Annotated in this window: 27 protein-coding genes and 1 pseudogene; 10 read left to right on the top strand and 18 right to left on the bottom strand. The window is 69.3% G+C overall.

Annotated elements, in window-relative coordinates:
- The first annotated feature begins 91 nt into the window (after positions 1-91).
- Positions 92-577, top strand: a complete 486-nt coding sequence (locus ACL58G_RS22875) for a hypothetical protein (protein WP_413388262.1) — start codon at positions 92-94, stop codon at positions 575-577.
- Here ACL58G_RS22875 and ACL58G_RS22880 read toward each other — a convergent pair.
- Complete coding sequence (locus ACL58G_RS22880) at positions 546-1694, bottom strand: acyltransferase family protein (protein ID WP_440963276.1); 1149 nt, start codon at positions 1692-1694, stop codon at positions 546-548. The genes ACL58G_RS22875 and ACL58G_RS22880 overlap by 32 nt on opposite strands.
- Positions 1695-1785: 91 nt before the next feature.
- Here ACL58G_RS22880 and ACL58G_RS22885 point away from each other — a divergent pair, with 91 nt between their 5' ends.
- Together ACL58G_RS22885 and ACL58G_RS22890 are read left to right on the top strand one after the other, a co-directional pair.
- On the top strand, positions 1786-2760 hold the full coding sequence (locus ACL58G_RS22885) for a succinylglutamate desuccinylase/aspartoacylase family protein (protein WP_413388260.1): 975 nt from the start codon (positions 1786-1788) through the stop codon (positions 2758-2760).
- A 68-nt stretch (positions 2761-2828) separates the two neighbouring features.
- Positions 2829-3440 carry a LysE family transporter gene (locus tag ACL58G_RS22890; RefSeq protein ID WP_413388259.1) on the top strand — a complete coding sequence of 204 codons (612 nt, stop codon included), beginning with the start codon at positions 2829-2831 and terminating at the stop codon, positions 3438-3440.
- Between the two features lie 27 nt (positions 3441-3467).
- Here ACL58G_RS22890 and ACL58G_RS22895 read toward each other — a convergent pair.
- The 4 genes and pseudogenes from ACL58G_RS22895 to ACL58G_RS22910 all read right to left on the bottom strand — a co-directional run.
- A pseudogene (locus tag ACL58G_RS22895) lies at positions 3468-3692 on the bottom strand (lipid-A-disaccharide synthase N-terminal domain-containing protein); the annotation flags it as partial.
- Entirely contained in the window at positions 3685-4548 is an 864-nt protein-coding gene (locus ACL58G_RS22900) for a phosphatase PAP2 family protein (RefSeq protein WP_413388258.1), read from the bottom strand. The gene ACL58G_RS22900 and the pseudogene ACL58G_RS22895, both read right to left, overlap by 8 nt.
- Before the next feature lie 4 nt (positions 4549-4552).
- Positions 4553-6151: an ArnT family glycosyltransferase gene (locus tag ACL58G_RS22905; RefSeq protein ID WP_440963277.1), complete on the bottom strand. Its 1599-nt coding sequence runs from the start codon at positions 6149-6151 to the stop codon at positions 4553-4555.
- Positions 6148-7188, bottom strand: coding sequence for a glycosyltransferase family 2 protein (locus ACL58G_RS22910; protein WP_413388256.1), 1041 nt, complete (start codon positions 7186-7188; stop codon positions 6148-6150). The genes ACL58G_RS22905 and ACL58G_RS22910 overlap by 4 nt, the downstream gene beginning before the upstream one ends.
- 205 nt (positions 7189-7393) lie before the next feature.
- Between ACL58G_RS22910 and ACL58G_RS22915 the strand changes: the two genes are divergently transcribed.
- Positions 7394-8161, top strand: a complete 768-nt coding sequence (locus ACL58G_RS22915; RefSeq protein ID WP_440963278.1) for a substrate-binding periplasmic protein — start codon at positions 7394-7396, stop codon at positions 8159-8161.
- A gap of 18 nt (positions 8162-8179) precedes the next feature.
- On the opposite strand, the gene sugE is transcribed toward ACL58G_RS22915, so the two are convergent.
- Positions 8180-8500 (bottom strand): quaternary ammonium compound efflux SMR transporter SugE, encoded by a 321-nt coding sequence (sugE, locus tag ACL58G_RS22920; RefSeq protein ID WP_056131479.1) that lies wholly within the window; start codon positions 8498-8500, stop codon positions 8180-8182.
- A gap of 162 nt (positions 8501-8662) precedes the next feature.
- Here sugE and ACL58G_RS22925 point away from each other — a divergent pair, with 162 nt between their 5' ends.
- The 3 genes from ACL58G_RS22925 to ACL58G_RS22935 all read left to right on the top strand — a co-directional run bounded on the left by ACL58G_RS22925 (position 8663) and on the right by ACL58G_RS22935 (position 13407).
- Positions 8663-9727: an alkene reductase gene (locus ACL58G_RS22925; protein WP_440963279.1), complete on the top strand. Its 1065-nt coding sequence runs from the start codon at positions 8663-8665 to the stop codon at positions 9725-9727.
- Positions 9728-9922: 195 nt separating this feature from the next.
- Positions 9923-12586, top strand: a complete 2664-nt coding sequence (gene pepN, locus ACL58G_RS22930; RefSeq protein ID WP_440963280.1) for an aminopeptidase N — start codon at positions 9923-9925, stop codon at positions 12584-12586.
- A 2-nt stretch (positions 12587-12588) separates the two neighbouring features.
- Positions 12589-13407 (top strand): hypothetical protein, encoded by an 819-nt coding sequence (locus ACL58G_RS22935; RefSeq protein WP_440963281.1) that lies wholly within the window; start codon positions 12589-12591, stop codon positions 13405-13407.
- 19 nt (positions 13408-13426) lie between these two features.
- Here ACL58G_RS22935 and ACL58G_RS22940 read toward each other — a convergent pair whose 3' ends face one another.
- A complete protein-coding gene (locus ACL58G_RS22940; protein ID WP_440963282.1) occupies positions 13427-13795 on the bottom strand; it encodes a hypothetical protein in 369 nt (122 codons plus the stop codon).
- Between the two features lie 130 nt (positions 13796-13925).
- Between ACL58G_RS22940 and ACL58G_RS22945 the strand changes: the two genes are divergently transcribed.
- Both ACL58G_RS22945 and ACL58G_RS22950 read left to right on the top strand, forming a co-directional pair.
- On the top strand, positions 13926-14792 hold the full coding sequence (locus tag ACL58G_RS22945; protein WP_440963283.1) for an endonuclease/exonuclease/phosphatase family protein: 867 nt from the start codon (positions 13926-13928) through the stop codon (positions 14790-14792).
- 78 nt (positions 14793-14870) lie between these two features.
- A complete protein-coding gene (locus tag ACL58G_RS22950; RefSeq protein ID WP_440963284.1) occupies positions 14871-15317 on the top strand; it encodes an acyl-CoA thioesterase in 447 nt (148 codons plus the stop codon).
- 29 nt (positions 15318-15346) lie between these two features.
- On the opposite strand, the gene ACL58G_RS22955 is transcribed toward ACL58G_RS22950, so the two are convergent.
- The 5 genes from ACL58G_RS22955 to arsC form a co-directional block, all read right to left on the bottom strand.
- Complete coding sequence (locus ACL58G_RS22955) at positions 15347-15715, bottom strand: hypothetical protein (RefSeq protein WP_413388247.1); 369 nt, start codon at positions 15713-15715, stop codon at positions 15347-15349.
- A gap of 177 nt (positions 15716-15892) precedes the next feature.
- A complete protein-coding gene (locus tag ACL58G_RS22960; protein WP_440963285.1) occupies positions 15893-16723 on the bottom strand; it encodes an aldo/keto reductase in 831 nt (276 codons plus the stop codon).
- The gene (gene fusA, locus ACL58G_RS22965) at positions 16720-18828 is read right to left on the bottom strand and encodes an elongation factor G (protein ID WP_440963286.1); all 2109 of its coding nucleotides are present in this window, start codon (positions 18826-18828) and stop codon (positions 16720-16722) included. The genes ACL58G_RS22960 and fusA overlap by 4 nt, the downstream gene beginning before the upstream one ends.
- Before the next feature lie 247 nt (positions 18829-19075).
- Positions 19076-20554, bottom strand: a complete 1479-nt coding sequence (locus ACL58G_RS22970) for a glycoside hydrolase family 30 protein (RefSeq protein WP_440963287.1) — start codon at positions 20552-20554, stop codon at positions 19076-19078.
- Positions 20555-20653: 99 nt separating this feature from the next.
- Positions 20654-21001, bottom strand: coding sequence for an arsenate reductase (glutaredoxin) (gene arsC / locus ACL58G_RS22975; RefSeq protein WP_440963288.1), 348 nt, complete (start codon positions 20999-21001; stop codon positions 20654-20656).
- A gap of 160 nt (positions 21002-21161) precedes the next feature.
- On the opposite strand from arsC, the gene ACL58G_RS22980 reads away from it, so the two are divergent.
- On the top strand, positions 21162-21794 hold the full coding sequence (locus tag ACL58G_RS22980; RefSeq protein ID WP_413388242.1) for a 1-acyl-sn-glycerol-3-phosphate acyltransferase: 633 nt from the start codon (positions 21162-21164) through the stop codon (positions 21792-21794).
- On the opposite strand, the gene ACL58G_RS22985 is transcribed toward ACL58G_RS22980, so the two are convergent.
- The 6 genes from ACL58G_RS22985 to ACL58G_RS23010 are packed head-to-tail and all read right to left on the bottom strand — an operon-like array spanning position 21768 to position 26225.
- Positions 21768-22382 (bottom strand): HupE/UreJ family protein, encoded by a 615-nt coding sequence (locus ACL58G_RS22985; RefSeq protein WP_440963289.1) that lies wholly within the window; start codon positions 22380-22382, stop codon positions 21768-21770. The two genes, ACL58G_RS22980 and ACL58G_RS22985, sit on opposite strands and share 27 nt — an antisense overlap.
- 12 nt (positions 22383-22394) lie before the next feature.
- On the bottom strand, positions 22395-23006 hold the full coding sequence (gene ureG / locus ACL58G_RS22990; RefSeq protein ID WP_440963290.1) for an urease accessory protein UreG: 612 nt from the start codon (positions 23004-23006) through the stop codon (positions 22395-22397).
- Between the two features lie 13 nt (positions 23007-23019).
- A complete protein-coding gene (locus ACL58G_RS22995; protein ID WP_413344103.1) occupies positions 23020-23685 on the bottom strand; it encodes an urease accessory protein UreF in 666 nt (221 codons plus the stop codon).
- The gene (gene ureE, locus ACL58G_RS23000; RefSeq protein WP_413388238.1) at positions 23682-24191 is read right to left on the bottom strand and encodes an urease accessory protein UreE; all 510 of its coding nucleotides are present in this window, start codon (positions 24189-24191) and stop codon (positions 23682-23684) included. Before ureE ends, ACL58G_RS22995 begins: the two co-directional genes overlap by 4 nt.
- A 15-nt stretch (positions 24192-24206) precedes the next feature.
- Positions 24207-25907, bottom strand: coding sequence for an urease subunit alpha (ureC, locus tag ACL58G_RS23005; RefSeq protein WP_440963291.1), 1701 nt, complete (start codon positions 25905-25907; stop codon positions 24207-24209).
- Positions 25908-26225, bottom strand: coding sequence for an urease subunit beta (locus tag ACL58G_RS23010; RefSeq protein WP_413388236.1), 318 nt, complete (start codon positions 26223-26225; stop codon positions 25908-25910). It lies immediately after the preceding gene.
- Position 26226 lies beyond the last annotated feature (1 nt).

Genomic DNA, 26226 nt, shown 5'->3' on the forward strand with positions numbered 1-26226 from the left:
CGCGCGGGCGAGCGACCTGGGGTCCGCTCCCCGCGCATTTCCTTTTCTTGGTCTACACTAGCGCGCATTGCCCGATTGACGTTCGCTAACGATGCCGCTTCTCCCCGTCCTGTCGTCCCTGCTGTCCCGCGCCAGCCGCGCCCTCGGCCTGGAAAGCGTCGACGCCTTCCCGCCCGGCCACCGCTATTCCCACACGCGCTGGGACCGCGCCTATTTCGACATCGCTTCCGACCTCTCGGCGGACCAGATGGAGACGGCGATCTGCGAAGCCATCACGAACACCCCCACCGTCTTCGCCCACATCACCCATCCGACCCCGCGCATGCAGCGCGCGCTGCTGGCCATCATCCACGCGCGCCTGCGCCGCGGCGGCACGGCGCCGACGGACCTCGTCGCGATGCTGATCGACGCCTGCGACAGCCCGCGCACGCCGGAAGCCCTGCCCGGCCTGCGCGCGGCGCTGGCGTCCACGGACGGCTACGACCCGTCGATGCGCATCGCCCACCTGCAAGCCTGGCTGGCCGACATGCCGGCCGCCTTCGACGTCATCGAAGCGCCGGTGCGGGTGCGGGGCTGAGTGCCGCATCCCAGCGTGCGCGCAGGCGCATGAACGGCGCCTCGACGAGGACGTACAACAGCCCCCCGGCCGCCAGCGATGCCGCCATGCATGCGGCGACCGTGATCGCCTCCTCCGCCCCGTGGCCCGCCTGCGCCAGCCGTTGCGCGACGAGGATGCTGACGGATTTGTGCGTCAGGTAGATTGCGTACGACCACAACGCGAGGCCGGCCGCGCCCGGCACGCGCACGCGGTGCAGCAGGGAATGCGGCGCCAGCGCGGCCAGGATCAGCAGGGCAAAACCGAGGGCGAGCAGCGGGTAGCCGGCGACCGTCTGCGCAAATCCATAGTGATCGTCAAGAAACCATGCAAACGCGACACCGATGACGGCGGCCCCGGCCGCGAGCAGCGCATCGCCGTACGCAAGCAAGCGGCGCCACAACCCGGGCGCGCGATGCTTCAGCAGCGCGAGCGCCACGCCCGCCAGCAATTCGTCGGCGCGGCACCAGCTCGAGTAATAGATGTACTGGTAGTAGTAACCGAGTCGGTTAGGTGCATTCTCGCCGTCCTGCCAGATCGTCGCGCGGGCCAGCATGCCGCCCGCGACGGCCAACAGCAATGCGCCCCACGCCCAGCGCTGCCGCACGCCACCTTGCCCCAGTGCGGCACCGAGGATGGCGGCCGCCGGCAACAGCATGTAGAACTGCTCTTCGATGCACAGCGACCACGCGTGCGAAAACGCGGTGCCCGGCTGCAGATGGATGTTTTGCGTGAACGTCAGGTATTGCCACAGCGGGAGCATCGGCGTGTCGCCGCGCCACGCCGGCCACAGCGCGTACAGGGCCAGCACGGCCCAGAAATTGGGAAGCGTGCGCAGCAGCCGCCGCACGTAGAACCGGCCGAGTCCGAACCCGCTGGCGGAACCGAGCGCCGCCAAGATCTGGTTGCCGATCAGGTAGCCGGACAGCGCGAAGAACAGGTCGACGCCCGCCCAGCCCATCGTCCCGACCCAGCCGAACGTGGGCGCGTCGCTGACGAACAGCGTGTAGTGGTGCAGCACGACGAGCGTGACCGCAAGGGCGCGCAAGGTGTCGAGGCCGTGGATGCGGGACGCAGTCCCCGTATTGACGCCGTCCATGCTGACATTCTTCTACGAAAACCACGGATGATGCCATGGGCGGGGCCGGCACGCTACAATGCCGGCATTCTTTTTTCCTGGAACACGACGCATGATCCCCGCCAGCCAGCTGCACTTCAAGTCCGTCAACTACACCGGCCAGGGCCCCGGTCCGAAAGTCATCATCATGGGTGCCACGCACGGCAACGAAAAGTGCGGCACCCAGGCCATCCAGCGGATCATGGCGGAGATCGACGCCGGTACACTCCCCATCGTCAACGGCAGCGTGACCTTCGTCCCCATCGTGAACCCGAAGGCGTATGCGCAGAACACGCGCTCGGGCGACCGCAACCTGAACCGCGACCTGTCGCCGAAAGCGGAGCCGCACGACTTCGAAGACCACGTCGCCAACTGGCTGTGCCCGCTGCTGGCGCAGCACGACGTGCTGCTCGACCTGCACTCGTTCAACGCCGCGCACGGCGAACCGTTCGTGATGGTCGGCCCGCTCGACAACGACGGTCCGCTGGAGCCCTTCACGCACATGCGCGCCGAACGCGCTCTGGCACGCCGCCTGGGCGTGCGCCGCTTCGTCACGGGCTGGATGGCCGCGTACGGCGGGGGCGTCCAGCGCCGCTCGCGCGGCAACGCGCAGGAACTGCAAACGGTGCTGCGCTACGGCATGGGTACGACGGAATACATGCGCAGCACGGGCGGCTACGCGCTGACGCTCGAATGCGGCCAGCACCTCGACCCGCGCGCGCCGGACGTCGCGTACACCGCGATCATGAACACCCTCGCCTTCCTGAAAATCATCGACGCACCGGAACCGGAACCGATCCCGTTCGAACAGATGGAAGCGCTGCAGATGGTCGTCGTGCACGACAAGCTCGACGCCGGCGACCAGTTCACGCGCCAGTGGGCCAGCTTCGACCCCGTCGCGGAAGGCGAACAGATCGGCGTGCGCGCGGACGGCTCGCCCGTCGTCGCGGAATTCGCGGGCCGCATCCTGTTCCCGGACGTGAACGCCCAGCCGAACCACGAGTGGTACTACCTGACGCGTCCGAATCCCGCGTTCGGGCGCGAGTGATGTCGAGGTCTGCGGACTGACGCGGACGGTGCTACGATGTCCGGCACCGTCCACGCCGCCTTCAGACCATGACGTCCAACACCTTGTTCCTCATCCTCGGCATCCACGCGCTGGCGCTGATCTCACCGGGCCCCGACTTCGCCGTCGTGACCCGCACCGCCATCGTCTCCGGGCGCCGCGCCGGCCTGTGGGCCGCCGCCGGCGTCGCGACGGCGATCGGCATCTACGTCCTCATCTCGGTCCTCGGCATGTCGCTCGTGCTGGCCGCGCTGCCGGGCCTGTCGCGCATCCTGGCCGTCGTCGGCGCGCTGTACCTCGCCTGGCTCGGCATCCAGTGCCTGCGTTCCCGCGGCCAGTTGCCCGAGGCGCAGGCGGCCCAGGCCGGCCACAAGGCGTTCGTCAGCGGCTTCCTCACCAACCTCCTGAATCCGAAGGCCATGCTGTACTTCGGCTCGGTGCTGTCCCAGGCATTGAAGCCGGACCTGGCCACGGCCGACGTCGCCCTGCTCTGGACGCTGCTCGTCGCCGAGTCGCTGCTGTGGTTCGCGCTCGTCGCGCTGCTGTTCTCGTCGCGCCCCGTGCTGGCGTGGCTGCGCGCGCGCCTCGTCTGGCTCGACCGGACGGTGGGCGCCATACTGCTCGTGCTGGCCGCCAAGGTCTCCCTGCTCGCCGTGCGCTGAGCGCCGGATCAGCCGCAGGTTGCGCAGGTAGATCGCGACGCCAAGGCCCTGCCCGGCGACGAACACGGGATCGCGCCGGTGCAGTGCATAGGCGAGCAGCAAGAGCGCGCCGGCGATGCTCAGGTACCAGAACGACACGGGGATCACGCTGCGGCGGTTGCGCTCGCTGGCCAGCCACTGGATGACGAACCGCCCCATGAACACGGCCTGTCCGCCGAAGCCCAGCAGCAGCCACCCATCTACCTCAGCCATCCTGCCTCCTTCTCTGGACCCGCTGGACGAGCCGGACCAGGCCGATCTTCGGCGGCCACCAGCGCAGCTGCGGCGCGCGGATCGGCGGTGCTCGGGACAGGCAACCGATGTCCCAGGCGCCCCAGGCGACGCACGCGACCGCGAGCAGGCGCTGTGCCGGCAGGATCGCCGGAATGCCGATGTGGCGACTGACCACGAGGCTCGCCGCGACGGCCATCAGCAGCGCGCCGGCGAGCTTGCCGGCCGGTCCCGCCGTCTGCCATGGTCCGTGCCGGCTGGCCTGCAGCGCGAGGCCGCACCACGCGCCCAGCCAGCCGCCCAGCATGCCCCACAACACGTCCAGCGGCCAGTGCACGCCGACCATGATGCGCGACACCCCGACGAGACTGGCCAGCACGAGCAGCAGGCCGCGCCACAGCCGCCGGCCGCGCACGCCCATCGCCCAGATGCCGGCCAGCGCGAACGCGGCCGCGGCGTGGCCGGACGGGAACGACACGCGGCGGTAGGCCGGTCCGGCCTGGTGAAACGCGCCGCCCGCGAACACGGACAACGGACGCGGCACGTCGACGAACTCCTTCGTGACCTGGGTCCACAGGCCCGCCACGATGGCCGCCAGCAGCGCGGCCCAAAAGAGGCGCGGCGCGCGCCGGATCCAGGGCAGCACGAGCGCGAGCGCCACCGCGCCATCGCCCAGCATCGTCAGGTGGAACCACACGAGGTCGCCGACGGCCTGGCCGGTCCGGTTCAGCCACAGGAACAGCGCACGGTTGGTGTCCGTGGCGAGGATGCCGGCCACCAGCGCCAGCGCGACGGCGGGCGGAAGCCAAGTCCAGGGCGAGCGCAGCGAGACGGGCATCGCCTCACCCTTCCACGCGCACCAGCAGCACGCCGCCTTCGCGGTACAGCACGCGGACGGGCGACGGCAAACCGTCCAGCGCGTCGCTGCGCGTGAGGATGACGTCGCCCGGGCCCGGCGCGTCCGTCGCGGGCGTGACGGCGCCGCGGTAGACGGAAAAGCTGGGCACGTTGATGCGCCAGCTGCGCACGGGCCAGCCGGCCTGCCGGGCCAGCAGCGCGGCCCGCTTGACGGGGCCCTGCTGCAGCTCGGCCGCGGCGGGCAGCAGCAGGCCGCCGATGGCGTACGAACAGGCCAACGCCGCCGCGACGAGGCGGGGCCACGGCCCCCCCGTGCGCGGCCGTCCGGGCCACAGCATCAGCAGCACCACACTAGCGAGCAGCGCGACCGCCTGCGCATGCCAGGCCGGGCCAAGGACGTCGGTCCGCGCCAGCGCGTCGCGCACATAGGCGTTGCGCGCGCCCGGTGCGGCAAGGCGCAGTGCGGACGGCAGGGCCGCGACGGCGCCGCCCAGCACCAGCGCCGGCAACAGTGCCGCCACGCGGCTGCGCAGCGTGTGGCGCCGGCGCGCCATCAGGATGAACAGCGGCGTCGCGCCGTACAGCAGGTAATGCGTTAGCTTGGTGCCCGCCAGCGTGAAGAAGCCGAACACGAACAGGAACCAGCACCACAGCAGGGTGTCGAGCGGTGTCGCGCGCAGCCGCCGCATGCCGGGAAGCGTGGCGAGCAGGAGACCCGTGTACGGCAGCACGAGCAGCAGCAACGCCGGCAGGTAGAAGAACGGACTGCCCGCGTGCCCTTGCAACGGCACGAGGAAGCGTTCGACATTGTGGCGCATAAAAAAGCCGGCCAGGAACGCATCGCCCTGGGCCGCGTATTCCAGCGCATACCAGGGCCCCGCGACGCCGAGCAGGATCAGCCAGCCGGCCGGGTCGCGCACCGCGCGCCACCAGCCGGCCATCCGTCGCTGCAGCCCGAACGCGAGCAGGCTGGCCGCAGCCGGCACGAGCAGCGCGACCGGTCCCTTCGTCAGCACGCCGAGCGCGATCCAGAAGAATGCGCGGCGGCGCCAGCGCGGCCGCGGGTCGACGAGCTCGCGGTAGACGTCGAACAGCGCCAGCGCGAGAAACAGGTTCAGCAGCGCATCGGCGATCGCGCCCCGGCCGATCACGACGATGCCCGCGCTCGTGGCCGCGATGAACGCGGCGGCGCGGGCCGTGTCGCGGTCGACAACGCGGCGCGTGAACGTGTGAATCGCGGCGATCCACGCCGTGGCCGCGAGCGCGGACGGCAGCCGCAGCGCGAATTCGTCCAGGCCGAACAGGCGCACGGACGCGGCCTGCAGCCAGTAGATGAGAATCGGCTTGTCGAAGCGCGGCTGGCCGTTCAGCCACGTCGACACGTAGTCGCCGCGCACCAGCATTTCCCGCGTCGCTTCGCCGAACGCCCCCTCGTCCACGTCGAACAGCGGGATCGCGCCCAGGTTGTAAAACAGCCCAAGCCACACGGCCGCCGCGAGCAGGACCGGCCATGCCCATGCCGCCAACAGGGCGCGCGCCCCGGACGGGGGCACCGGTACCGTTTGACCACGCGCCGCGCTCATGGCCGCTCCCGTGCCGTACGCGGCCGCTGGTGGGACGGCAGGTCCTCGCCGCTGCCGCCGACCGTCTCGCGCACGAGATAGGCCGGCGCACCGCCCGCTTCGAACCAGGTCCGGGCCACCATTTCGGTGAGGATGCCAGTGCAGACGAATTGCGCCCCGATCACCACGAGCAGGATGGCCAGCAGGAGCAGCGGGCGCCCCGCGATGGCGGCGCCCTCGCCCAGCTTCTGCCACGCCAGCCACCCCAGTGCGGCGAGCCCGGCGCCGCCGCATCCGAGCCCGATGCGCCCGAAGAAGTAACCCGGGCTGGCGCGGAAGCGCACGAAGAACGCCATCGTGAGCAGGTCCAGCAAGACTTTCACGGCGCGCCCGAGGCCGTACGCGCCGTATTTCGAGCGGCCGTGACGGCGCGGGAAGTGACTCACCTCTTCCTCGCGGATGCGGTCCGGCGACGTGAGGGTCGCCATCCAGCTCGGGATGAAGCGGTGCATCTCGCCGTACAGGCGCACCTGGCGCAGCACGGCGGCACGGTAGACCTTCAGCGTGCAGCCGTAGTCGTGCAGCGGCACGCCCGTCAGCAGGCCGATCAGCCGGTTGCCCAGCCGCGACGGCAGGCGCCGCCACAGGCCGTCGCGGCGCGCGCGGCGCCAGCCGACGAGGAGGTCGAGGTCTTCGTCGAGCAGGCGGCGCACCATGCGCACGATGTCATGGGGATTGTTCTGCAGGTCGCCATCCAGCGTGGCGATGACGGTACCGCGCGCGAGATCGATGCCGGCCTGCATGGCGGCCGTCTGGCCGAAGCCGCGGCGCAGGATCGCGCCGCTCAAGTGCCGGGGCCCTGCGGCGACGGCCTCGCGGATGCGTTCGCTGGTACGGTCGCGGCTGCCATCGTCGACGAGGATCAGTTGCCACGGCCACGGCGCGCCCGCCAGCGCGGCCTGGACCTGGGTCACCAGCGGCAGCACGTTGTCTTCCTCGTCGCGCAGCGGCACGACGATTGAGAGCGAATGGCCCGCCCCGGATCCCGGCTCACGCATGGCGAACTCCGTGCCGGCCGGCGTGTGCAACCGGGCCCGGCTTCGCGATGAAGTCCATCATTCCATCTCCTTGTCGATGCCGGCCGCGGCGGGCTGGCAGCGGTATCTTCGCGCGCGGCCGCGATGCGGAGACGATTCAGGTCAAACGTGCGCGGATCGTGCGACAATCGGCAGTCTCGCAAGATCTCGACAGAACGACATGCGAATGGAGAATTACCCAAGGACAGTGTGGTGCGCGGTGCTGGCATGCGCGCTCGCCGCGGGCCCGGCGGCACGGGCGCTGGAGGTTCGCGTTGCCTCCCAGGAAGTGCTGGAACCGAAGTGGCTACGCGCAGGCGGACGCGTCACCGGCATCTGTCCGGACATCATGGCGGCCATCCAGAAGATCGAACCGCGCCTGCGCTTCACCGGCTACCAGCACACCAGCCGTTCGCTGTCCGGCATCGAAACGGGACTGGAGACGGGCACGCTGGATGCCGCCTGCGGCCTCGTGTCGTCGGCACGCCGGCTCGGCATCGGGCAGCCGGTGGGCAAGCCGATCTACCAGGTCCGTCATTACCTCGTGGTACGCAGGAACGATCCGGTGACGATCGAATCGGAGGAAGACCTCGCGCGGCTGGGCGACCTCGTCACGACGCAGCGCGCCTCGGTATTCACGGAACGCCTGGTCGCGGCCGGTGTGCGGATCGACGATGCGACCGACGACAACCGCGCGAACCTGCGCAAGATCCTGGCCGGCCACGGCCGCTTTGCCTACGTCAACGACCTCACGCTGCACTACCTGATCCGCCAGGAAGGGCTGGAAAACCGCGTGCGCGTGCTGCCGGTCGTGCTGGCCGACGAGCCGACGTATTTCTGGGTCAGCCGCAGGGCCGCGCCCGCGCTCGCGCCGCTGCTGGGCGCGGCCCTCGACGAGCTGAAGACCCGCGGCGAACTGGACCGCATCTACGCACGCTGGGCCGGCACGCCCTGATGTTGCCCCAGACTCTGATCAGGCCGGCGTCAGCAATTTGAGGCCGACGATGCCGGCCGCGATGAGACCGATCGACAGCAGCCGCAGCGCACCGGCCGGCTCGCCCAGCAGCACCATGCCGGCCACCGCCGTGCCGATCGTGCCGATGCCGGTCCAGACCGCGTAGGCGGTACCGAGCGGCAAAGTCCGCAGCGCCAGGCCGAGCATGCCGACGCTGCCCGCCATCGTGGCGAGCGTAAACACGGATGGCCACAGGCGCGTGAATCCCGCCGTGTACTTGAGTCCGACCGCCCACGCGACTTCCAGCAGGCCGGCCACGGCCAGGTAGATCCAGCTCATCGATTGCTCCTGCCCGACGAAAAACCGGCCAGTATAGCAGCGGTCCCGCGATGCCGCCCCGGCACGGCGAAATCGAGCCGTCCTCTGCAGGATTTCCGACCCTGCTTTAAGATGCCCTCTTGCGCCGCACGAACGCGGCGGATCAACGAAACAGGAGTACCGATGACGACTTTGTTTGACCCGATCAAGGTCGGCAGCCTCGAGCTGCCGAACCGCATCATCATGGCGCCGCTGACCCGCTCGCGCGCCGTGGGCGCCGGCCGCGTGCCGAACGCCCTGATGGCCGAATACTACGTACAGCGTGCCTCGGCCGGTCTGATCCTGTCGGAAGCGACCTCGGTGACCCCGATGGGCGTGGGCTATGCCGACACCCCGGGCATCTGGTCCGACGAGCAGGTCGAAGGCTGGAAGCAGGTCACCGCCGCCGTGCATGCCGCAGGCGGCCGCATCTTCCTGCAGCTGTGGCACGTGGGCCGCATCTCCGACCCGCTCTTCCTGGACGGCGAGCTGCCGGTCGCGCCGTCGGCCATCCAGCCGAAAGGCACCGTCAGCCTCGTGCGCCCCGTGAAGCCGTACGTCACCCCGCGCGCGCTGACGCTCGAGGAGATCCCCGCCATCGTCGCCGCCTACCGCAAGGGCGCGGAGAACGCGAAGAAGGCCGGCTTCGACGGCGTCGAGATCCACGGCGCCAACGGCTATCTGCTCGACCAGTTCCTGCAAGACAGCACCAACCAGCGCACGGATGCGTATGGCGGCTCGATCGAGAATCGTGCCCGCCTGATGCTGGAAGTGACGGATGCGTGCATCGAGGTGTGGGGCGCCGACCGCGTCGGCATGCACCTGGCCCCGCGTCGCGATGCCCACGACATGGGCGACTCCACGCCGCTGGACACGTTCGGCTACGTGGCCCGCGAGCTCGGCCGGCGCGGCATCGCGTTCATCTGCGCGCGCGAAGCGATCGGCGCGGATCGCCTCGGCCCGCAGCTGAAAAAGATCTTCGGCGGCGTCTACATCGCCAACGAAAAGCTGACGAAGGAAAGTGCGGAGCAATTGCTGACGAGCGGAGACGCGGATGCGGTCGCCTTCGGCCAGTGGTTCATCGCGAACCCGGACCTGCCGGAGCGCCTGAAGCGCAATGCGCCGCTGAACGCGCCGCGTCCGGACAAGTTCTACGCGCCGACCGCCGAAGGCTATACGGACTATCCGGCCCTGCGGGCCAACGGCTGACGTCGCCTTGATGTGCGGACGGACGCCCTGTTCGTCCGAACATCTTCTTCCTTTCTCATGCATATATCCCGGTAAAAAAACCTACATTCGCAGGCGTCACCGATACGAATACTATTGCTGACATGATATTCTTGTGAGATTCCTACGGGCCGTGGCCACAAGCCGCGGCCTTCGTTCAGCCTCGCAAGGAGTCCCGTGAAGACCTGCCACCCCCGCCTGATGCCGCTCGCCGTCGCCACCGCGCTGGCGTTTGCCTCTACCCCTTTTGTCCACGCCGCCCCAGGCAAAGCGAACAGCGCGGCGCGTGCCGACAACGCCTACCTGTCGCAACTCGACGCGGCCGCCCGCTCGGCGCGCGTGTCCAACGTCGACTACCTGCTCGATTTCACGCTCACCGGCAAGGAGACGTTCAGCGGTACGACGACCCTGGCGTTCGACCTGAAGGATGCGGACAGCCCGCTCACCGTCGACCTCGACAAGGCCACGATCAAGTCGCTGACCGTCAACGGCAAGACCGTCACGCCGCGCTACAACGGCTGGTTCATCACGCTGCCCGCCCAGGATCTGGTCAAGGGCCGCAACACCGTCGTCGTCGCCTACGAACGCCCCCACAGCACGAACGGCGAAGGCCTGCACCGCATGGTCGATCCCGTCGATGGCCGCGTCTACACGTATTCGCATTTCGAACCGGCCGCCGCGCACCAGATGTTCGCCGTGTTCGACCAGCCCGACCTGAAGGCCACATACCAGGTGACCGTGAGCGTCCCGGCCGACTGGCAGGTGATCTCGACGACGCGCGAGACGAACGTCGCCCCGGCCGGCGACCTGCGCCGCTGGACGTTCGCGAAGACCAGGAAGCTGAGCCCGTACAATTTCTCGATGCACGCCGGTCCCTACAAGATGTGGGAAGACACGAGCGGCAAATACCCGATGCGCCTGTTCGCGCGCCAGTCGGTCGCCGCGCAGGTCAAGCCGGCCGAATGGTTCAAGTACACGAAGGCCGGCCTCGCGTTCTTCGACGATTACTTCGGTATTCCCTACCAGTTCGAGAAGTACGACCAGGTGCTCGTGCCGGACTTCCTGTACGGCGCGATGGAAAACGCCGCCGCGATCACGTTCGCCGAGCGCGGCTTCATGTACAAGGCCGACATGACGGCCGAACAGCGCGCGCGCCTCGCCTACGTCATCATGCACGAGATGGCGCACCAGTGGTTCGGCGACCTCGTCACGATGCAGTGGTGGAACGGCCTGTGGCTGAACGAAAGCTTCGCGTCGTTCATGGGCACGCTGGCGACGGCCGAGGCCACGGAGTTCAAGGACGCGTGGCGCGCCTTTTATTCGGAAGGCAAGCAGCGCGCCTACGCGCAGGACCAGCGCACCACCACGCACCCGATCGAAGTCCCGGTGCCGTCGACCCGGAACGCGTTCGACAACATCGACAACATCACGTATTCCAAAGGCGCGTCGACCCTGATGCAGCTGCGCCACCTGCTGGGCGCCGACGTGTTCCGCAAGGGCGTGCACAACTACCTCGTCAAATACCAGTACCGCAACGCGAAGCTGGACGACTTCATCGGCAGCCTCGGCCAGGCCGCCGGCCGCGACCTGACGGGCTGGACGAAGGAATGGCTGTACCAGCCGGGCGTCAACACGGTCGCCGCCGACTACACCTGCAAGGCCGGCAAGGTCACCGGCTTCACGCTCACCCAGACCGCGCAGAGCAAGGCCCTGCCGACCCTGCGCGAACAACGCGTGCAGGTCGCCGCGTTCCGCCTGGAAGGCAAGGAGTACAAGCTCGAACGCAACGTCGCCGTCACGTACAAGGGTTCGAAAACGCCGGTCCCGGCCATGAACGGCGCGGCCTGCCCGGACCTCGTCTACCCGAACTACGACGACTGGGGCTTCGTGAAGGTCCAGCTCGATCCGCGCTCGTTCGACAGCGCACGCAGCCACCTGGCCTTTGTTGCCGACCCGTTGCTGCGCGCCATGCTGTGGCAAAGCCTGTGGGACGGCGTCCGCGACGGCAAGCTTGCCCTCAACGACTTCCTGTCCACGGCACTCAACAATGCGCCGCAGGAAAAAGACTACACACTGCTCGGCGACGTGCTCGGCAAGGTCCTCGGCGCGAAGCGCTATCTCGACCTGATGGATCCGCAGGCCGCATACGCCCAGGCGGTCACCCGCCAGCTGGAAGACATGGCCTGGACCAGCACCCTCGCGAGCAAGGGCGACGACAACTTCCAGCGCCGCTGGTTCGGCACCTATGTCGACGTCGCCAGCTCGCCGGACGCGCTGCGCCGCCTCGCCGCCCTCCTCGACGGCAAGGAACAGGTCGACGGCCTGGCGATCAACCAGGATCTGCGCTGGGCGATCATCGGCCGCCTGAACCGCTACAACTACCCCGGCGCCGCCGCCCTGATCGACGCCGAGCAGGCGCGCGACAAGTCCGACGCCGGCCAGGCCGCCGCCCTGGCGGCCGTCGTCAGCCGCCCCGATCCGGCCGTCAAGACCGAATGGCTGGACACCGTGCACGACCTGCAGACGAAGCTGCCGTTCTCGAAGGTGCGCACGGCGATGGAGCACCTGTACCCGGCCGAGCAGCACGGCCTGGGCGAGCAGACGGCAGGCGCGCGTCTTGCACGCCTGCCGCAGCTCGACAAGACGGCCGGTCCTGTCTTCATGCGCGCCTACGGTCCGGCACTGATCCCGGCCGGCTGCACGCCGGCCAGCGTCCAGCGCCTGCAAGCGGCGGCCGACGCCGGCAAGGACCTGTCCGCCGGCACCCGCCGCGCCCTCGTCGACGCGGTGGAGGACGCGCAGCGCTGCGTCACCATCAAGCAGGCGATGACCGCGCACTGACCATGCGGAACGGCGCATACACGCTGCCCAACGCCACGTTCGACGCGCGCCGGCGCGGCGTGCTGGCGTTCACGTGCGCCGCCCACCTGCTGGCGCTGTTCCTGTGGACGCAGGAACGGCGCGCCCTTCCCGTTCGGCCGCCCCAGGCCGTGACGATCCTCCTGCAAACCGACCGTGCCCAGCCTGCGCGGCCGCCGCTGGACGCGGACATGCACCTGCTGCCCGTGCCGTCGATGCCGGCCGCGCCGCCCATCGCCGCGCCCGCGATGCAGCCCGAACCCGCGCACCGTGCCGATGACGACGATCTACAGCACGCCACCCGGCGCAACCGGCATGCCGACATACGTGCCGACGCACCTGCCGACGCCGCGCCCGCCGCCGCACCACCGGCGCCGGACACCCTCGCGCCCAACCCCATCGACACGGCCCAGCCGGTCGCCCCGAACACGGACGCGCGCGCCGCGCAAGGCGGCATCGTGGCCGGTCTCGCGAAGCAGCAGGCCGGGCGCGTCGACCGTGAACTTCGCAAGGGTAAATCGGGCGTGCCGACCGAAGCCGATACCCCGGCGGCCCGCTTCCAGCGCGGAGTCGAGTCCGCCTACATCGACCGCTCGCTGACCTGGCAGTCGGACACGTACACGTCGCCGGACGGCGTGGTCATCTACCGCTTCCGCCAGGGCAATCGCGTGCGCTGCCGCCGCGCCGGCGGCGTCGGCATGCCCCTTGCCGGGATGCCGGGCACCGGCTCGATCACCGCGGCAAGCGCGGGCGCCGCCGGCGCCACCGACTGCCCCAAGGGCGTCGTGTGGAACCAGGACTGATGATCGTCGCCGCACTGCCCTAGCGCCGTGCCGACCTGGCCGGCCTGTCGCCGCTTCCTCCTTCCTCGCCATTGCCCGGCTGTTCCGGCGCGCGGCACAGCTCGGCCATCCGTTCCCATGCCCCTTCGGCCTGGCAATGCAGGGGGGCATACGCCTGCAGCGCCTTGGACAGGTCGATCGGCTTCATCCCGTTGACCCGGACGTTGTTGTTCACCTTGATGCACATGACGTCCTGCCACGCCGCCGAGTAATTGCGGGGGATGGGTACCGGCCCACGCAACCTGCGTGCTGCCGTTTCACACGCGTCCTGCTTCAGGTACTGCCCCCGCAGGTTGGCCTGGTCGAGCGTCACGTCCAGGCCCTGCTGCAGGTACAACAGAAGAATCATCGTGTACATCGTCGCCCCTCCGTCATTTGCATAGACCGTACGCCATTCCGGCAGTTCGCTGCGCACACCTGAGCTGGATCAGTCCGCGGCATCGGTGCCGCGCTAGCCTGACGATCTCGAAAGGACGGCCATGCTCACACTGATTACCTGGAACATACAATGCGCCCGCACGCCGGACGACGGCGCCGACCTCGACCGCGTCGTCGACCGCGTGCTGGCGTTCGGTGCCCGCTTCGACATCCTGCTGCTGCAGGAAGTCGGCTGCGGCCTGCCCGCGCGCGACGGCCGCCCCATCGGCGACCAGTTCGCGGGGCTCGCCCGGCGCCTCGACCACCTGCACGCCGCGTCCGCGTTCGCCCTCGACGCGTGCAACCCGGACGGGTCCCCGCGCCGCCTCGGCTGCATGACGTTCGCGCGCGGCCACATCGTCCACGTGCGCCGCCACGCCCTGCCCTGGCCGTCCGATCCCGGGGTGCCGGCGATGCCCCGCGCCGCCCTCGAGACCGTCGTCGCGACGGCGGACGGCATGCTGCGCGTGCTGAACGTCCACCTCGAATATTTTTCCGCGCGCCAGCGCATGGCCCAGGTCGCTCACCTGCGCGAGCTCCAGGCGGAAGCGCTCGCGCACGCGGGCGCCGCCGGCGCGCCGGCGGCGCCGCCCGACGGTCCGGGCGGCGTCCCGTTCGCGCCGCTGCCGCATCCCGCCGCCGCCGTGCTCGCCGGCGACTTCAACATGGTGCCCGGTTCGGATGGCCGCGCGCGCCTGCTGGCGCCCGGGCCGGACGGTGGCGCCCTGTGGCGCGACGCCTGGGAACTGGCGCATCCCGGCGAACCGCATGCGCCGACCGTGGGCCTGCACGACACCACGGCCGAACCGCCCCGCACGTTCGATTACGCCTGCGTCAGCCCCGCGCTGGCGCCACGGGTGCACACGGTCCGCGTCGATACGGCCGCGAGCGGATCCGACCACCAGCCGCTGCTGCTGGAGCTGGCATGAACAGCCCGGCCGTAAAGACCATCCTGTGCGCGCGCCGACGTAGAATAGGCGGCACCGCAGCAACTGGAAGGACTTGTCTTGGATTGGGATTTCCCACACCCGTTCACCCTGCCCCGCGTGCCCGAAGCGGCCGACATCGACGGGCTGAACCACACCAACAACGCCGTCTACGTCCGCTGGTGCGAACAGGCCGGGTGGGCCCACTCGGAGGCGCTGGGCCTGTCGCTGGACGATTACCGGCGCCTCGACCGCGCCATGGCGATCCGGCGCGGCGAATACGATTACCTGCTGCCGACCTTTGCCGGCGAGGCGCTCGTGCTCGGCACATGGCTCGTCGCGGGGGACGCCAAGCTGGCAATGGAACGCCGTTTCCAGCTCGTGCGCGAACGCGACGGCGCGACGGTGCTGCGCGGCCGCTGGGACCTCGTGTGCATCGAACTGTCGAGCGGGCGCCCGCGCCGCATGCCGCAAGCGTTCCTGGACGCGTACATGACGGTGGTGGTGGACGCGCAGGCCGCGTCCTGACGCGCCGCGGGGCAGCGCCCGCGCGGACGTCAGCCGCCATTTCCCTTCTGTGCCCGCACGAGCCAGCGCAACGCGCCCCACAACAGCAGGATGGCGATTACCGACGAGGCCCCCAGCACCAGCAGCGTGAGGTCGTACCGGGCGTTGCCGAAGATCCAGGCACCGCCCGACACGACCGTGAAGATGTTCGCGAACACGAAGAATTTCGCGGCCGTCAGCAGGCAGTGCCGTGCCGCCCGGTCGCGAACGGCCGGGTCGGCGGACTCGAGGTCCCGTTCGAGCGCCTGCGACGCCGTACTGGCGCTTTCCAGATACCGGTAGATATAGCTCGCGACCACGCTGCTCGCCACGCCCACGAGGACGAGGACGATGTCCTTGGCTTCGATCTGGATGTTCATGGTCTCGGGTCCGTGGGTCCACCGTCCGGCCGGCTGCCGTCGACGTTCGAGTGGAACGAGGCCGCAAGATTCCGTGCGCGCGACCGCCAGGCCGATGCGATCAAGCACCGCCCGCGCGCGCTGGCATCACTCGGCGTCGATGAGGGGCGCAGACTATGACGGCGCACTGAACCGCGGTCAGCGCATCGCCAGCGGCCGGCGCCGGCCCGGCGGCGGAAAGCCGGCGTCCAGCAGCGCCAGGTCGTCGGCCGTGAGTTGCGGCGCGAGGTCCAGCGCGGCGCGGTTGGCGCGCACGTGGGCCGGCCGCACGGCCTTCGGGATCGTGACGACGCCGTCCTGGCGCAGCAGCCACGCCAGCGCCACCTGGGCCGGCGTGACGCCATGGCGGCGCGCCACCTCGCCCAGTTGCGGACGGGTCAACAGCGGCCGCTGCTCGGCCGGCGTCGATTCCAGCGGCGAGTACGCCATCACGGGGATGCCGCGCGCGCGGCACCACGGCAGCAAATCCCATTCGATGCCGCGCTGGACCAGGTTGTACAACACCTGGTTCGCCGCGATGCCGGCACCGCCGGGCAGCGCGGCCGCTTCCAGCATGTCGTCCGTGTCGAAATTCGAGACGCCGTACGCGCGGATCTTGCCCTCGTCGCGCAGGCGCTCGAACGCCTCCAGCGTCTCCGCCAGCGGCACGCTGCCGCGCCAGTGCAGCAGATAGAGGTCGAGATGGTCCGTGCGCAGCCGGCGCAGGCTGCGCTCGCACGCGGCGCGCACGCCCGCGCGCGAGGCATTGTGCGGATAGACCTTGCTGACGAGGACAACGCCGTCGCGGCGGCCGGCGATGGCCGCGCCTACCACTTCCTCGGCACCGCCTTCGCCATACATCTCGGCCGTGTCGATCAGGGTCATGCCGAGATCGAGGCCGAGCCGCAGCGCGGCCACCTCGGCCGCGCGGGCGGACGGATCCTCGCCCATGTTCCAGGTGCCCTGGCCGAGGATCGGGAGCTGCATCATTTCGCCGCCCTGGCCGTCGCGATCTGGTCGAGGATGTGCTTCGGCACGGCGGCGTAATGCTTGAACTCCATCGTGTACGTGGCCCGCCCCTGCGTCAGCGACCGCAGGGTCGTCGAGTAGCCGAACATTTCCGCCAGCGGCACGACCGCGTTGATCAGCTTCCCGCCGCCGCCCGGGATCTCGTCCATGCCCTGCACGACGCCGCGCCGCGTGGACAGGTCGCCCATCACGTTGCCCGTGAATTCCTCGGGCGTCTCGACCTCGACCTGCATCATCGGCTCGAGCAGTTCCGGCGACGCCTTGCGCATGGCGTCCTTGAACGCCATCGACGCGGCGACGCGGAACGCGTTCTCGTTCGAGTCCACGTCGTGGTACGAACCGAACGTCAGGGTCGCGCGCACGTCCACGACCGGATAGCCCGCCAGCACGCCGTTCGGCAGCGTCTCCTGGATGCCCTTGTCGACCGCGGGGATGAACTCGCGCGGCACGACGCCGCCCTTGATGGCGTCGACGAACTCGTAGCCCTTGCCCGGCTCGAGCGGTTCCAGCTTCAGCACGACGTGGCCGTACTGGCCCTTGCCGCCCGACTGCTTGACGAACTTGCCTTCGACGTTCTCGACGGCCTTCTGGATCGTCTCGCGGTACGCCACCTGCGGCTTGCCGACGGTCGCCTCGACGCCGAACTCGCGCTTCATGCGGTCGACGAGGATCTCCAGGTGCAGCTCGCCCATGCCGGACATGATCGTCTGGCCCGACTCCTCGTCCGTGCGCACGCGGAACGACGGGTCTTCCTGCGCGAGGCGCGACAGCGCGATGCCCATCTTTTCCTGGTCGGCCTTCGTCTTCGGCTCCACGGCCTGCGAGATCACGGGTTCCGGGAACGTCATCTTTTCCAGCACGATGACCTTGTCCGGGTCGGACAACGTATCGCCCGTCGTCACGCCCTTCAGGCCGACGGCCGCCGCGATGTCGCCCGCGAAGACCTCCTTGATCTCCTTGCGTTCGTTGGCGTGCATCTGCAGGATGCGGCCCAGGCATTCCTTCTGGCCCTTGGTCGGGTTGTACACGGTGTCGCCCGAATTCACGACGCCCGAGTACACGCGGAAGAACGTCAGCTGGCCGACGAACGGGTCGGTCATGATCTTGAAGGCGAGCGCGGAGAACGGCTCGTCATCGGACGGATGGCGTTCCAGCGGCTTGTCGTCCTCGTCGTGGCCGGCGATCGCGGGCACGTCCACCGGCGACGGCAGGTATTCGATGACGGCGTCCAGCATCGCCTGCACGCCCTTGTTCTTGAACGCGGAGCCGGCCAGCATCGGCACGATCTCGCCCGCGATCGTGCGGGCGCGCAGCGCGGCCTTGAGCTCGTCTTCCGTGAGCGCCTCGCCGTTCAGGTATTTTTCCGTCAGCTCGGGCGTCGCCTCGGCGGCGGCCTCGATCATCGTCTCGCGCCATTTCTCCGCGACGGGCACGAGGTCGGCCGGGATGTCTTCGTAGCTGAAGCGCACGCCCTGGCTCGCGTCGTCCCAGCGGATCGCGCGCATCTTGACGAGGTCGATCACGCCCTCGAAGTGCTCTTCCGCGCCGAGCGGGATCTGGATCGGCACGGCGTTGCCCTTCAGGCGGTCCCTGATCTGCTGCTGGACGCGGAAGAAGTCGGCGCCCACGCGGTCCATCTTGTTGACGAACGCGATGCGCGGCACCTTGTACTTGTTGGCCTGGCGCCAGACGGTCTCGGACTGCGGCTGCACGCCGCCGACGGAATCGTAGACCATGACGGCGCCGTCGAGCACGCGCATCGAGCGCTCGACCTCGATCGTGAAGTCGACGTGGCCCGGCGTGTCGATGATGTTGATGCGGTGCTCGGCGAAGTTGCCGCCCATGCCCTTCCAGAAGGCCGTCGTCGCGGCCGAGGTGATCGTGATGCCGCGTTCCTGTTCCTGTTCCATCCAGTCCATCGTCGCCGCGCCGTTGTGCACCTCGCCGATCTTGTGATTCACCCCGGTGTAGAACAGGATGCGCTCCGTGGTGGTGGTCTTGCCGGCATCGATGTGGGCGCTGATGCCGATGTTGCGGTAACGCTCGATGGGGGTCTTACGGCTCATCACAATCTCCTGTGGATACGGAACGCCAATGTAAGTGCATATACCCCCACTTTCAAGGCCGGGCCGCGTGAACCGGTCTTAAGGCAGGGGGCATGACTGCACAATGTAACTGAAGTGCGGCGTTCGTGCTGGAGATGCCGCCTGAACGTCGCCCCCCGCGGAGGAGGGATGGCGCCACGGGCGCGGCGACGGCTCGAACCCGGAGCCCCGCCTGCGCGGGGATGACGGATCATGCGCTACGGATGAATCAGCCGACGATGGTCTGCAGCCCCCGCGCGGGTATCTCGACCGCGACCTCCTGCCGGTCGACGAACAACCGGTAGCGCTGCGGCTGGTCGCTGCGGTTCATGACGACGACGGCGAGGCGCCCGTCCGCGTTGCGGAACGCCGTCGCGTCGAGGGTGCTGCGGCTCGTCGTGGCGCCCACGCGGCGCGCCTTCGGCCGGATGTAGCGGCTGAAGTGGCCGATGGCCGTGTAGATGGGCGTGAACACGAGCTGGCCGTCGTCGTTCGCGTGCAGCGGCGCGAAGCAGAAATTGTTCTTGTGGTTCGGGCCGCCGCGGCTGTCGAGCAGCATGTTCCAGTCGACCCAGCCGCTGGAGCCCGCGTTCAGGTCCGCGATCATCTCGCGGCCGTAGCGTTCGCCGTTGGCCCAGTCCTGCAGGCGCGCGGGATCGAATTTCTCGATGCAGCCTTCCGTCATCAGCAGGTTCACGTCCGGCCAGGCCGCATGCACGGCGGCAACGTTGCGGTGCATGGGTTCGCCGCCCGCCCACGTCTCGTACCAGTGGTAGCCGACGCCCCAGATGTACGGCCGCGCCTTCGCATCCGCGAGAATCGTCGCGGCGCGCTGCGGCAGCAGGTCGCGGTTGTGGTCCCACACGATGACTTTCCTGCCGCCCAGTCCCGCCGCCTTCAGCGCCGGGCCGAGGTGGTCGCCGAGGAAGCGCGTTTCCTCGTCCGCGCTGAAGATCATCGACTCCCACTTCTGCTTCGCCATCGGCTCGTTCTGCACCGACAGGCCCCACAGCGGGATGCCGGCCGCTTCGTACGCCTGCACGAATTTCACGACGTAGCGCGCCCACGTGTCGCGGTACTCGGGCAGCAGGCTGCCGCCGGCGAGCATGCTGTTGTTCGACTTCATCCATGCCGGCGCGCTCCACGGGCTGGCGAACACGCGCATGTCCGTGCCGTGGGCGCGCGCGGCCGCCAGCGCGGCGCGCAGCAGCGGCACGCGCAGCTTCAGGTCCGGCGCGATGCTGAACGATGAGAGCGACCGGTCGCCGTCGTGCACGTACGTGTAGCTGCCGCTGCCGAAATCGGAACTGTGGATCGTCGTGCGCAGGACGTTGTAGCCAAGGCCCGCGCGCGGGTCGAAGTAAGCCGCCAGGAATGCCTGCTGCTGCGCCGGGGTCAGGGTCGCGTGGACCTCGGCGACGGCGTCCGTGACGGCGCCGCCGAAGCCGAACACTTCCTGGTAGCGCTTCGACGTGTCGACGAAGACGGCGATGTCCGTCTCGGGCGGCTGGCCCGCCGGCTGGAAGGCGCCGAGCGGACGCGCGGCGAAGCGGTCGGCGCCGGGGGCGGACGTCACGACCTGCCAGCCGGTGCCGCCGGCCGCCGGGGCGGTTGCGGGCGCCGCCGCGGTCCGGCCGGCCACGGCCACCTGTCCGCCCATCAGTGTCGCGGCGCCCAGCAGCCGCATCGCATCTCGTCTCGTCGTCATCGTGTCTCCTGTCTGTGTTGTCGGCCGCGCGATTGGAAACGTTACCAATCGAAGTCGGACGACTATACCACTCGTCGTTTCACGATGTCAAAAGACGTGTCAAAGGATCTCCCGCACCAGCTCGGCCGGCCGGCACAGCCGCACACCCTTGTTCGTGACGACGAACGGACGATTGATGAGGATCGGATGCGCGACCATCGCGTCGAGCAGCGCGTCGTCGGTCGTGGCCGGGTCATCCAGGCCGAGTTCCTTGAACAGCGCTTCCTTGCTGCGCACGGCGTCGCGCACTTGCAAACCCGCGCGGGCGATCAAGTCCTTCAGCTCGTCCCGCGTCGGCGGCTGCGCGAGATAGTCGACGACGCGGGGTTCGGCGCCGGTCGCGCGGATCGTCTCCAGGGTCGTGCGCGACGTGCCGCAGCGGGTATTGTGAAAAATCGTGATATCCATCTTGAAAATCCTTGTTTGAGAGGCAAGGATGATACCGACGCGACCGCAACGCTTCCAGTCTTTTTGCTTGTCCGCCTTCTGGTAGCGCTATAAAATGCCCGGTTTGCTTGCCGAGGCGCAATCATCATTGCTTGCAGGCGGCCCGCCGTATGGAGAGAACATGGACGACTACCTGGTGCGCCCCGAGGGGTTGCCGACCTGGCGCCAGCGCGCCGCGCTGCGTCTGCTGAACGCATTCGGCTGGCGCTTCAATTTCAAACCCCTGCCCGGTCCGCACGGCATCGTGGTCGTGTATCCGCACACGTCGAACTGGGATTTCCCCATCGGCCTGTTGGCCAAGTGGGCCGTCGGCATCCAGTTCCGCTGGCTCGCCAAGGATTCGCTGTTCCGCGGCCCGATGGGCGCCCTCATGCGCTACTGGGGCGGCGTGGCCGTCGACCGCAGCTCGCCGCAGGGCGCGATCCGGCGCCTCGCGCAGACGATGCACGCGGCCGACTGGTTCTGGCTCGCCATCACGCCGGAAGGCACGCGCAGCTACCGGCCGCACTGGAAGAGCGGCTTCTACCGCATCGCGCTGGCCGCCGACGTGCCGGTGCTGCTCGTCGCGCTCGACTACGGCAAGAAGGTCATCGACGTCACGCGTACGCTGGCGATGACGGGCGACGAGGCGGTCGACATGGCCGCCATCGCGCAGGCGTACGACGGCGTGCGCGCGCTGTATCCGGAGAACGCGGCGCCGATCCGGCTGACCGAACCGGGGTCGCGTTCAGACGACGCCCGCAAGCAGGTATAAGCCGGCCGCGCCGATCGCGGCGCCAGCCATCCGGCGCACGCGTTCCCCCGGCAACGCGCCGGCCAGCATCAGCAGGGCGCTCGCGACGAGGAAGCCGGCGCCGCTCGCCATCCCCGCCAGTTCCCGCCCGTGCGCCAGCCCGTGCAGGAACGCGCATCCCCCCACGACGACGATCGCCACCTGCGGCGGCAGGCGCCGCTGCAGGCCCGGCGCGCACGCAACCAGGGCGCCCAGCAGCAGCACGGTCGCGGCGATCGACGTCTCCAGCGCGGGCAGCACGAGGCCCGCGCCGGCGCAGGCCGCGCCGAGCGCCATCATCACGAGGAACGCGGGCGGCAGCACGGCGCCATGGCGCTGCTGCCGGCTCCACAGGCCGACCGCCAGCAGCGCGCACAGGTGATCCAGCCCCGTCAACGGATGCAGCAGGCCGGCCGTGAAGCCGCCGTCGGGATGGCCCGGATGCGCGGCCGCCGGCAGCGCCACGGCAAGGGTCGCAAGCGCGGCGACCGCGCCACCCAGGCGCGTGGACGGACGCGGGCACGGGCCTTCATGACGCACGCGGACGTTCGTGTTGTCGTTCCATTTCATGGCTTTCCCCTTTCATTGGTCAAGTAATCCCTGCTCGCGGATGAAGCAAACGACGGTGTCCACGCCCTCGCCCGTGCGCAGGTTCGTGAACACGAACGGCCGCGCCCCGCGCTGGCGCCGTGCGTCGCGCGCCATCACGTCCAGGTCGGCGCCCACGTGCGGCGCGAGGTCCGTCTTGTTGATGATGAGGAGGTCGGAGCGCGTGATGCCCGGCCCGCCCTTGCGCGGGATCTTTTCGCCGCCCGCCACGTCGATAACGTACAGGGTGAGGTCCGACAGCTCGGGGCTGAACGTGGCCGCGAGGTTGTCGCCGCCGGATTCCACCAGCACCAGTTCCAGTGCCGGAAAGTCGGCCTGCAGCCGCGCGATGGCTTCCAGGTTGATCGACGCATCCTCGCGGATCGCCGTGTGCGGGCACCCGCCCGTCTCCACGCCCATCAGCCGCTCGGACGGCAGCGCATTCGCGCGCAGCAGGATCTCCATGTCTTCGCGCGTGTAGATGTCGTTGGTGATCACGGCCATGTCGTAGCGGTCGCGCATGCGCCGGCACAGCATCTCGCACAGCGCCGTCTTGCCGGAACCGACCGGACCGCCGATGCCCACCCGCAGGGGATTCGATGTCATTGCTTTACCTCTTTCAGGAACGGTATAACCGCCCATGCTGCACCTCGTGCCGCATCGACAGCATGGACAGGCCGGGCGACCAGTTCGACAGGTCCGCATCGGGCAAGGCGCGCGCCGTGGCGGCCGCGCGTTCGAGGTCGGGCCGCAGCGACAGCAGCAGCCGCTGCCCCGCCACCTGCCCCAGCGGCACCGACTTCACGCACACGAGCACCTGGTTCTCGGCCCACGCGAACAGCAGCGCCAGCAGCGCCTCTTCGTGCGGGATGTCGAGCGCGTCGACGGCGCATGCATAGGCGGCCGGCAGCGTCACCTCGTCGCCCAGCAGGCTCACGTCGGCCACGCCCAGCTCCGCGATCAGGCGCGTGAGCGAATAGCCCATCTGGACGGTCTCCGCGCGCGACTCGGCCGTGTCGCGCGACGCGAGGAAGCAGGCGCTCCACTCGTCGACGCCGGCGGCATCGCGCGCGGCGAACGCGTTCAACAAACGCCACAGCAGCGGCGCGTCCCAGCGCGCCAGCACCTGGTCGAGATAGCGCACGAGCCACGCATGCGCGCTCACCGCATCGTGCACGCGGCCTTCCTCGATGGCCGTCTCCAGGCCCTGCGAATAGCTGTAGCCGCCGATCGGCAGCGCCGGGCTCGCGAACTGCAGCAGGTGCAGCAGGCTCGCGGCGTTCATAGGTCCGCCGGACGGTGGATCTTTTGCCGCAGCGGCACGGGCGCCAGCAGGCCGCCGCCGTGGGCGTGATGGCCGTGACCGTGGCCGCCCGCATACGCGCCCGCTTCCGGTTCGAACTTCGCCAGCTCTTCCTCGACGTGCGCGCCCAGGCCCGCCACCATGTCCTTCAGCACCGGATCGACGCGGATGCGCAGCCAGCCCGCGCCGACCTGCGTCTGCGTGTGGCGGTTCCCGAGGTGGAACGCGCAGCGCGCGAGCAGCGTCGGGTTCGCGCAGCGCACGAGATAGGTCGGCTCCGCCGCGGCGACGACCCGCACGACGCGCCCGTCTTCCCCCGCCAGCAGGTCGCCGTCGCGCAGCACCGTGCCGCGCACCAGGAACAGCGCGACTTCCTCGCCGGACGCGAGCCGCGCGCGCTGGCGGCAGCGTTCGCGCTGGTCGTACGGCAGTTCGAGCAGGTCGTGGACGGTGTCCGCGTGGGCGATCTTCGTATGCAGTGACATCATGGTGGCTCCCGATGATCAGAACAGGAAATACCGCTGCGCGAGGGGCAGCACCCTGGCCGGCTCGCACACGAGCGGGCGCCCGTCGGCGCGCACCTCGTACGTTTCCGGATCCACTTCCATGTGCGGCGTGGCGCCGTTGTGGACCATGTCGCGCTTGCGCAATCCGCGCGTGCCGCGCACCGGGATCACGGTCTTCGCCAGTCCCAGCTCGCGCGCGATGCCGAGGTCGAATGCCGCCTGCGACACGAACGTGAACGATTTGCGGAGTCCCCCGCCGAATGCACCGAACATCGGGCGATAGTGCACGGGCTGCGGCGTCGGGATCGACGCGTTCGGGTCGCCCATCAGGCTCGCCGCGATCATCCCGCCTTTCAGGATCATCGACGGCTTCACGCCGAAGAACGCGGGCCGCCACAGCACGATGTCGGCGATCTTGCCCGGTTCCAGCGAGCCCACCGCGTGTGACAGGCCGTGCGCGATGGCCGGGTTGATCGTGTACTTGGCCACGTAGCGTTTTACGCGCGCGTTGTCGCTGCGGGACGAATCGCCTTCGAGCGGGCCGCGCTGCACCTTCATCTTGTGCGCCGTCTGCCACGTGCGGGTGATGGTCTCGCCCACGCGGCCCATCGCCTGCGAATCCGACGACATCATCGAGATGGCGCCCAGGTCGTGCAGGATGTCTTCGGCGGCGATGGTCTCGCGGCGGATGCGCGATTCCGCGAACGCCACGTCTTCCGCGATGGCGGGGTCGAGGTGGTGGCAGACCATCAGCATGTCGAGGTGCTCGTCCAGCGTGTTGATCGTGTACGGGCGCGTGGGGTTCGTCGACGACGGCAGCACGTTGTCCTGGCCGACCGCGGCGATGATGTCCGGCGCGTGCCCGCCGCCCGCCCCCTCCGTGTGGAACGTGTGGATCGTGCGGCCCTTGAACGCGGCCAGCGTGGATTCCAGGAAGCCGGCCTCGTTCAGCGTGTCGGAGTGCAGCGCGACCTGGACGTCCATGCGCTCGGCGACGGACAGGCAGTTGTCGATCGCGGCCGGCGTGCTGCCCCAGTCCTCGTGCAGCTTCAGGCCGACGGCGCCGGCCTCGACCTGTTCTTCGAGGGGCCGCGGCTGGCTCACGTTGCCCTTGCCGAAGAAGCCGAGGTTCATCGGGAACGCGTCGGCCGCCATCAGCATCGAATGGATGTGCCACGCGCCCGGCGTGCACGTCGTCGCCGCGGTGCCGACGGCGGGGCCGGTACCGCCGCCCAGCATCGTCGTGATGCCGGACATCAGGGCCTCCTCGATCTGCTGCGGGCAGATGAAGTGGATGTGCGTGTCGATGCCGCCCGCGGTGGCGATCATGCCTTCGCCCGCGATGATTTCCGTCGCGCCGCCGATGGCCATCGTCACGCCGGGCTGGATGTCCGGGTTGCCGGCCTTGCCGATGGCGGCGATCAGGCCATCCTTGATGCCGATGTCGGCCTTGACGATGCCCCAGTGGTCGACGATGACGGCGTTCGTGATCACCGTGTCCATCACGTCCGCGCGGACGCGCTGCGACTGGCCCATGCCGTCGCGGATCACCTTGCCGCCGCCGAATTTCACTTCCTCGCCGTAGATGGCGTAATCCTTTTCGATGTCGATGACGAGCGCCGTGTCGGCGAGGCGGATGCGGTCGCCCGTCGTCGGTCCGTACATGTCGGCATACGCCTGGCGGGAGATCGTGGCCATTCAGGCGCCTCCATCGAGTGGGCCGCCCATCAGGCCCTGGAAGCCATGCACGATGCGCGCGCCGCTCAACGCCACCAGTTCGACGGTGCGCCGCTGACCCGGCTCGAAGCGCACGGCGGTGCCGGCCGCGATGTTCAGGCGCATGCCGCGCGCCAGCTCGCGCTCGAACCGCAGCGCAGCGTTCGCTTCGTAAAAGTGGTAGTGGGAGCCCACCTGCACGGGACGGTCGCCCGCGTTCGCGACGACGAGCGCCACCGTGGGCCGGCCCGCGTTGATGACGATGTCGCCATTCTCGAGGAAGTATTCGCCGGGGATCATG

The sequence above is a fragment of the Massilia sp. GER05 genome (assembly GCF_052056005.1).
Classification (GTDB): Bacteria; Pseudomonadota; Gammaproteobacteria; order Burkholderiales; family Burkholderiaceae_D; genus Telluria; species Telluria orientalis.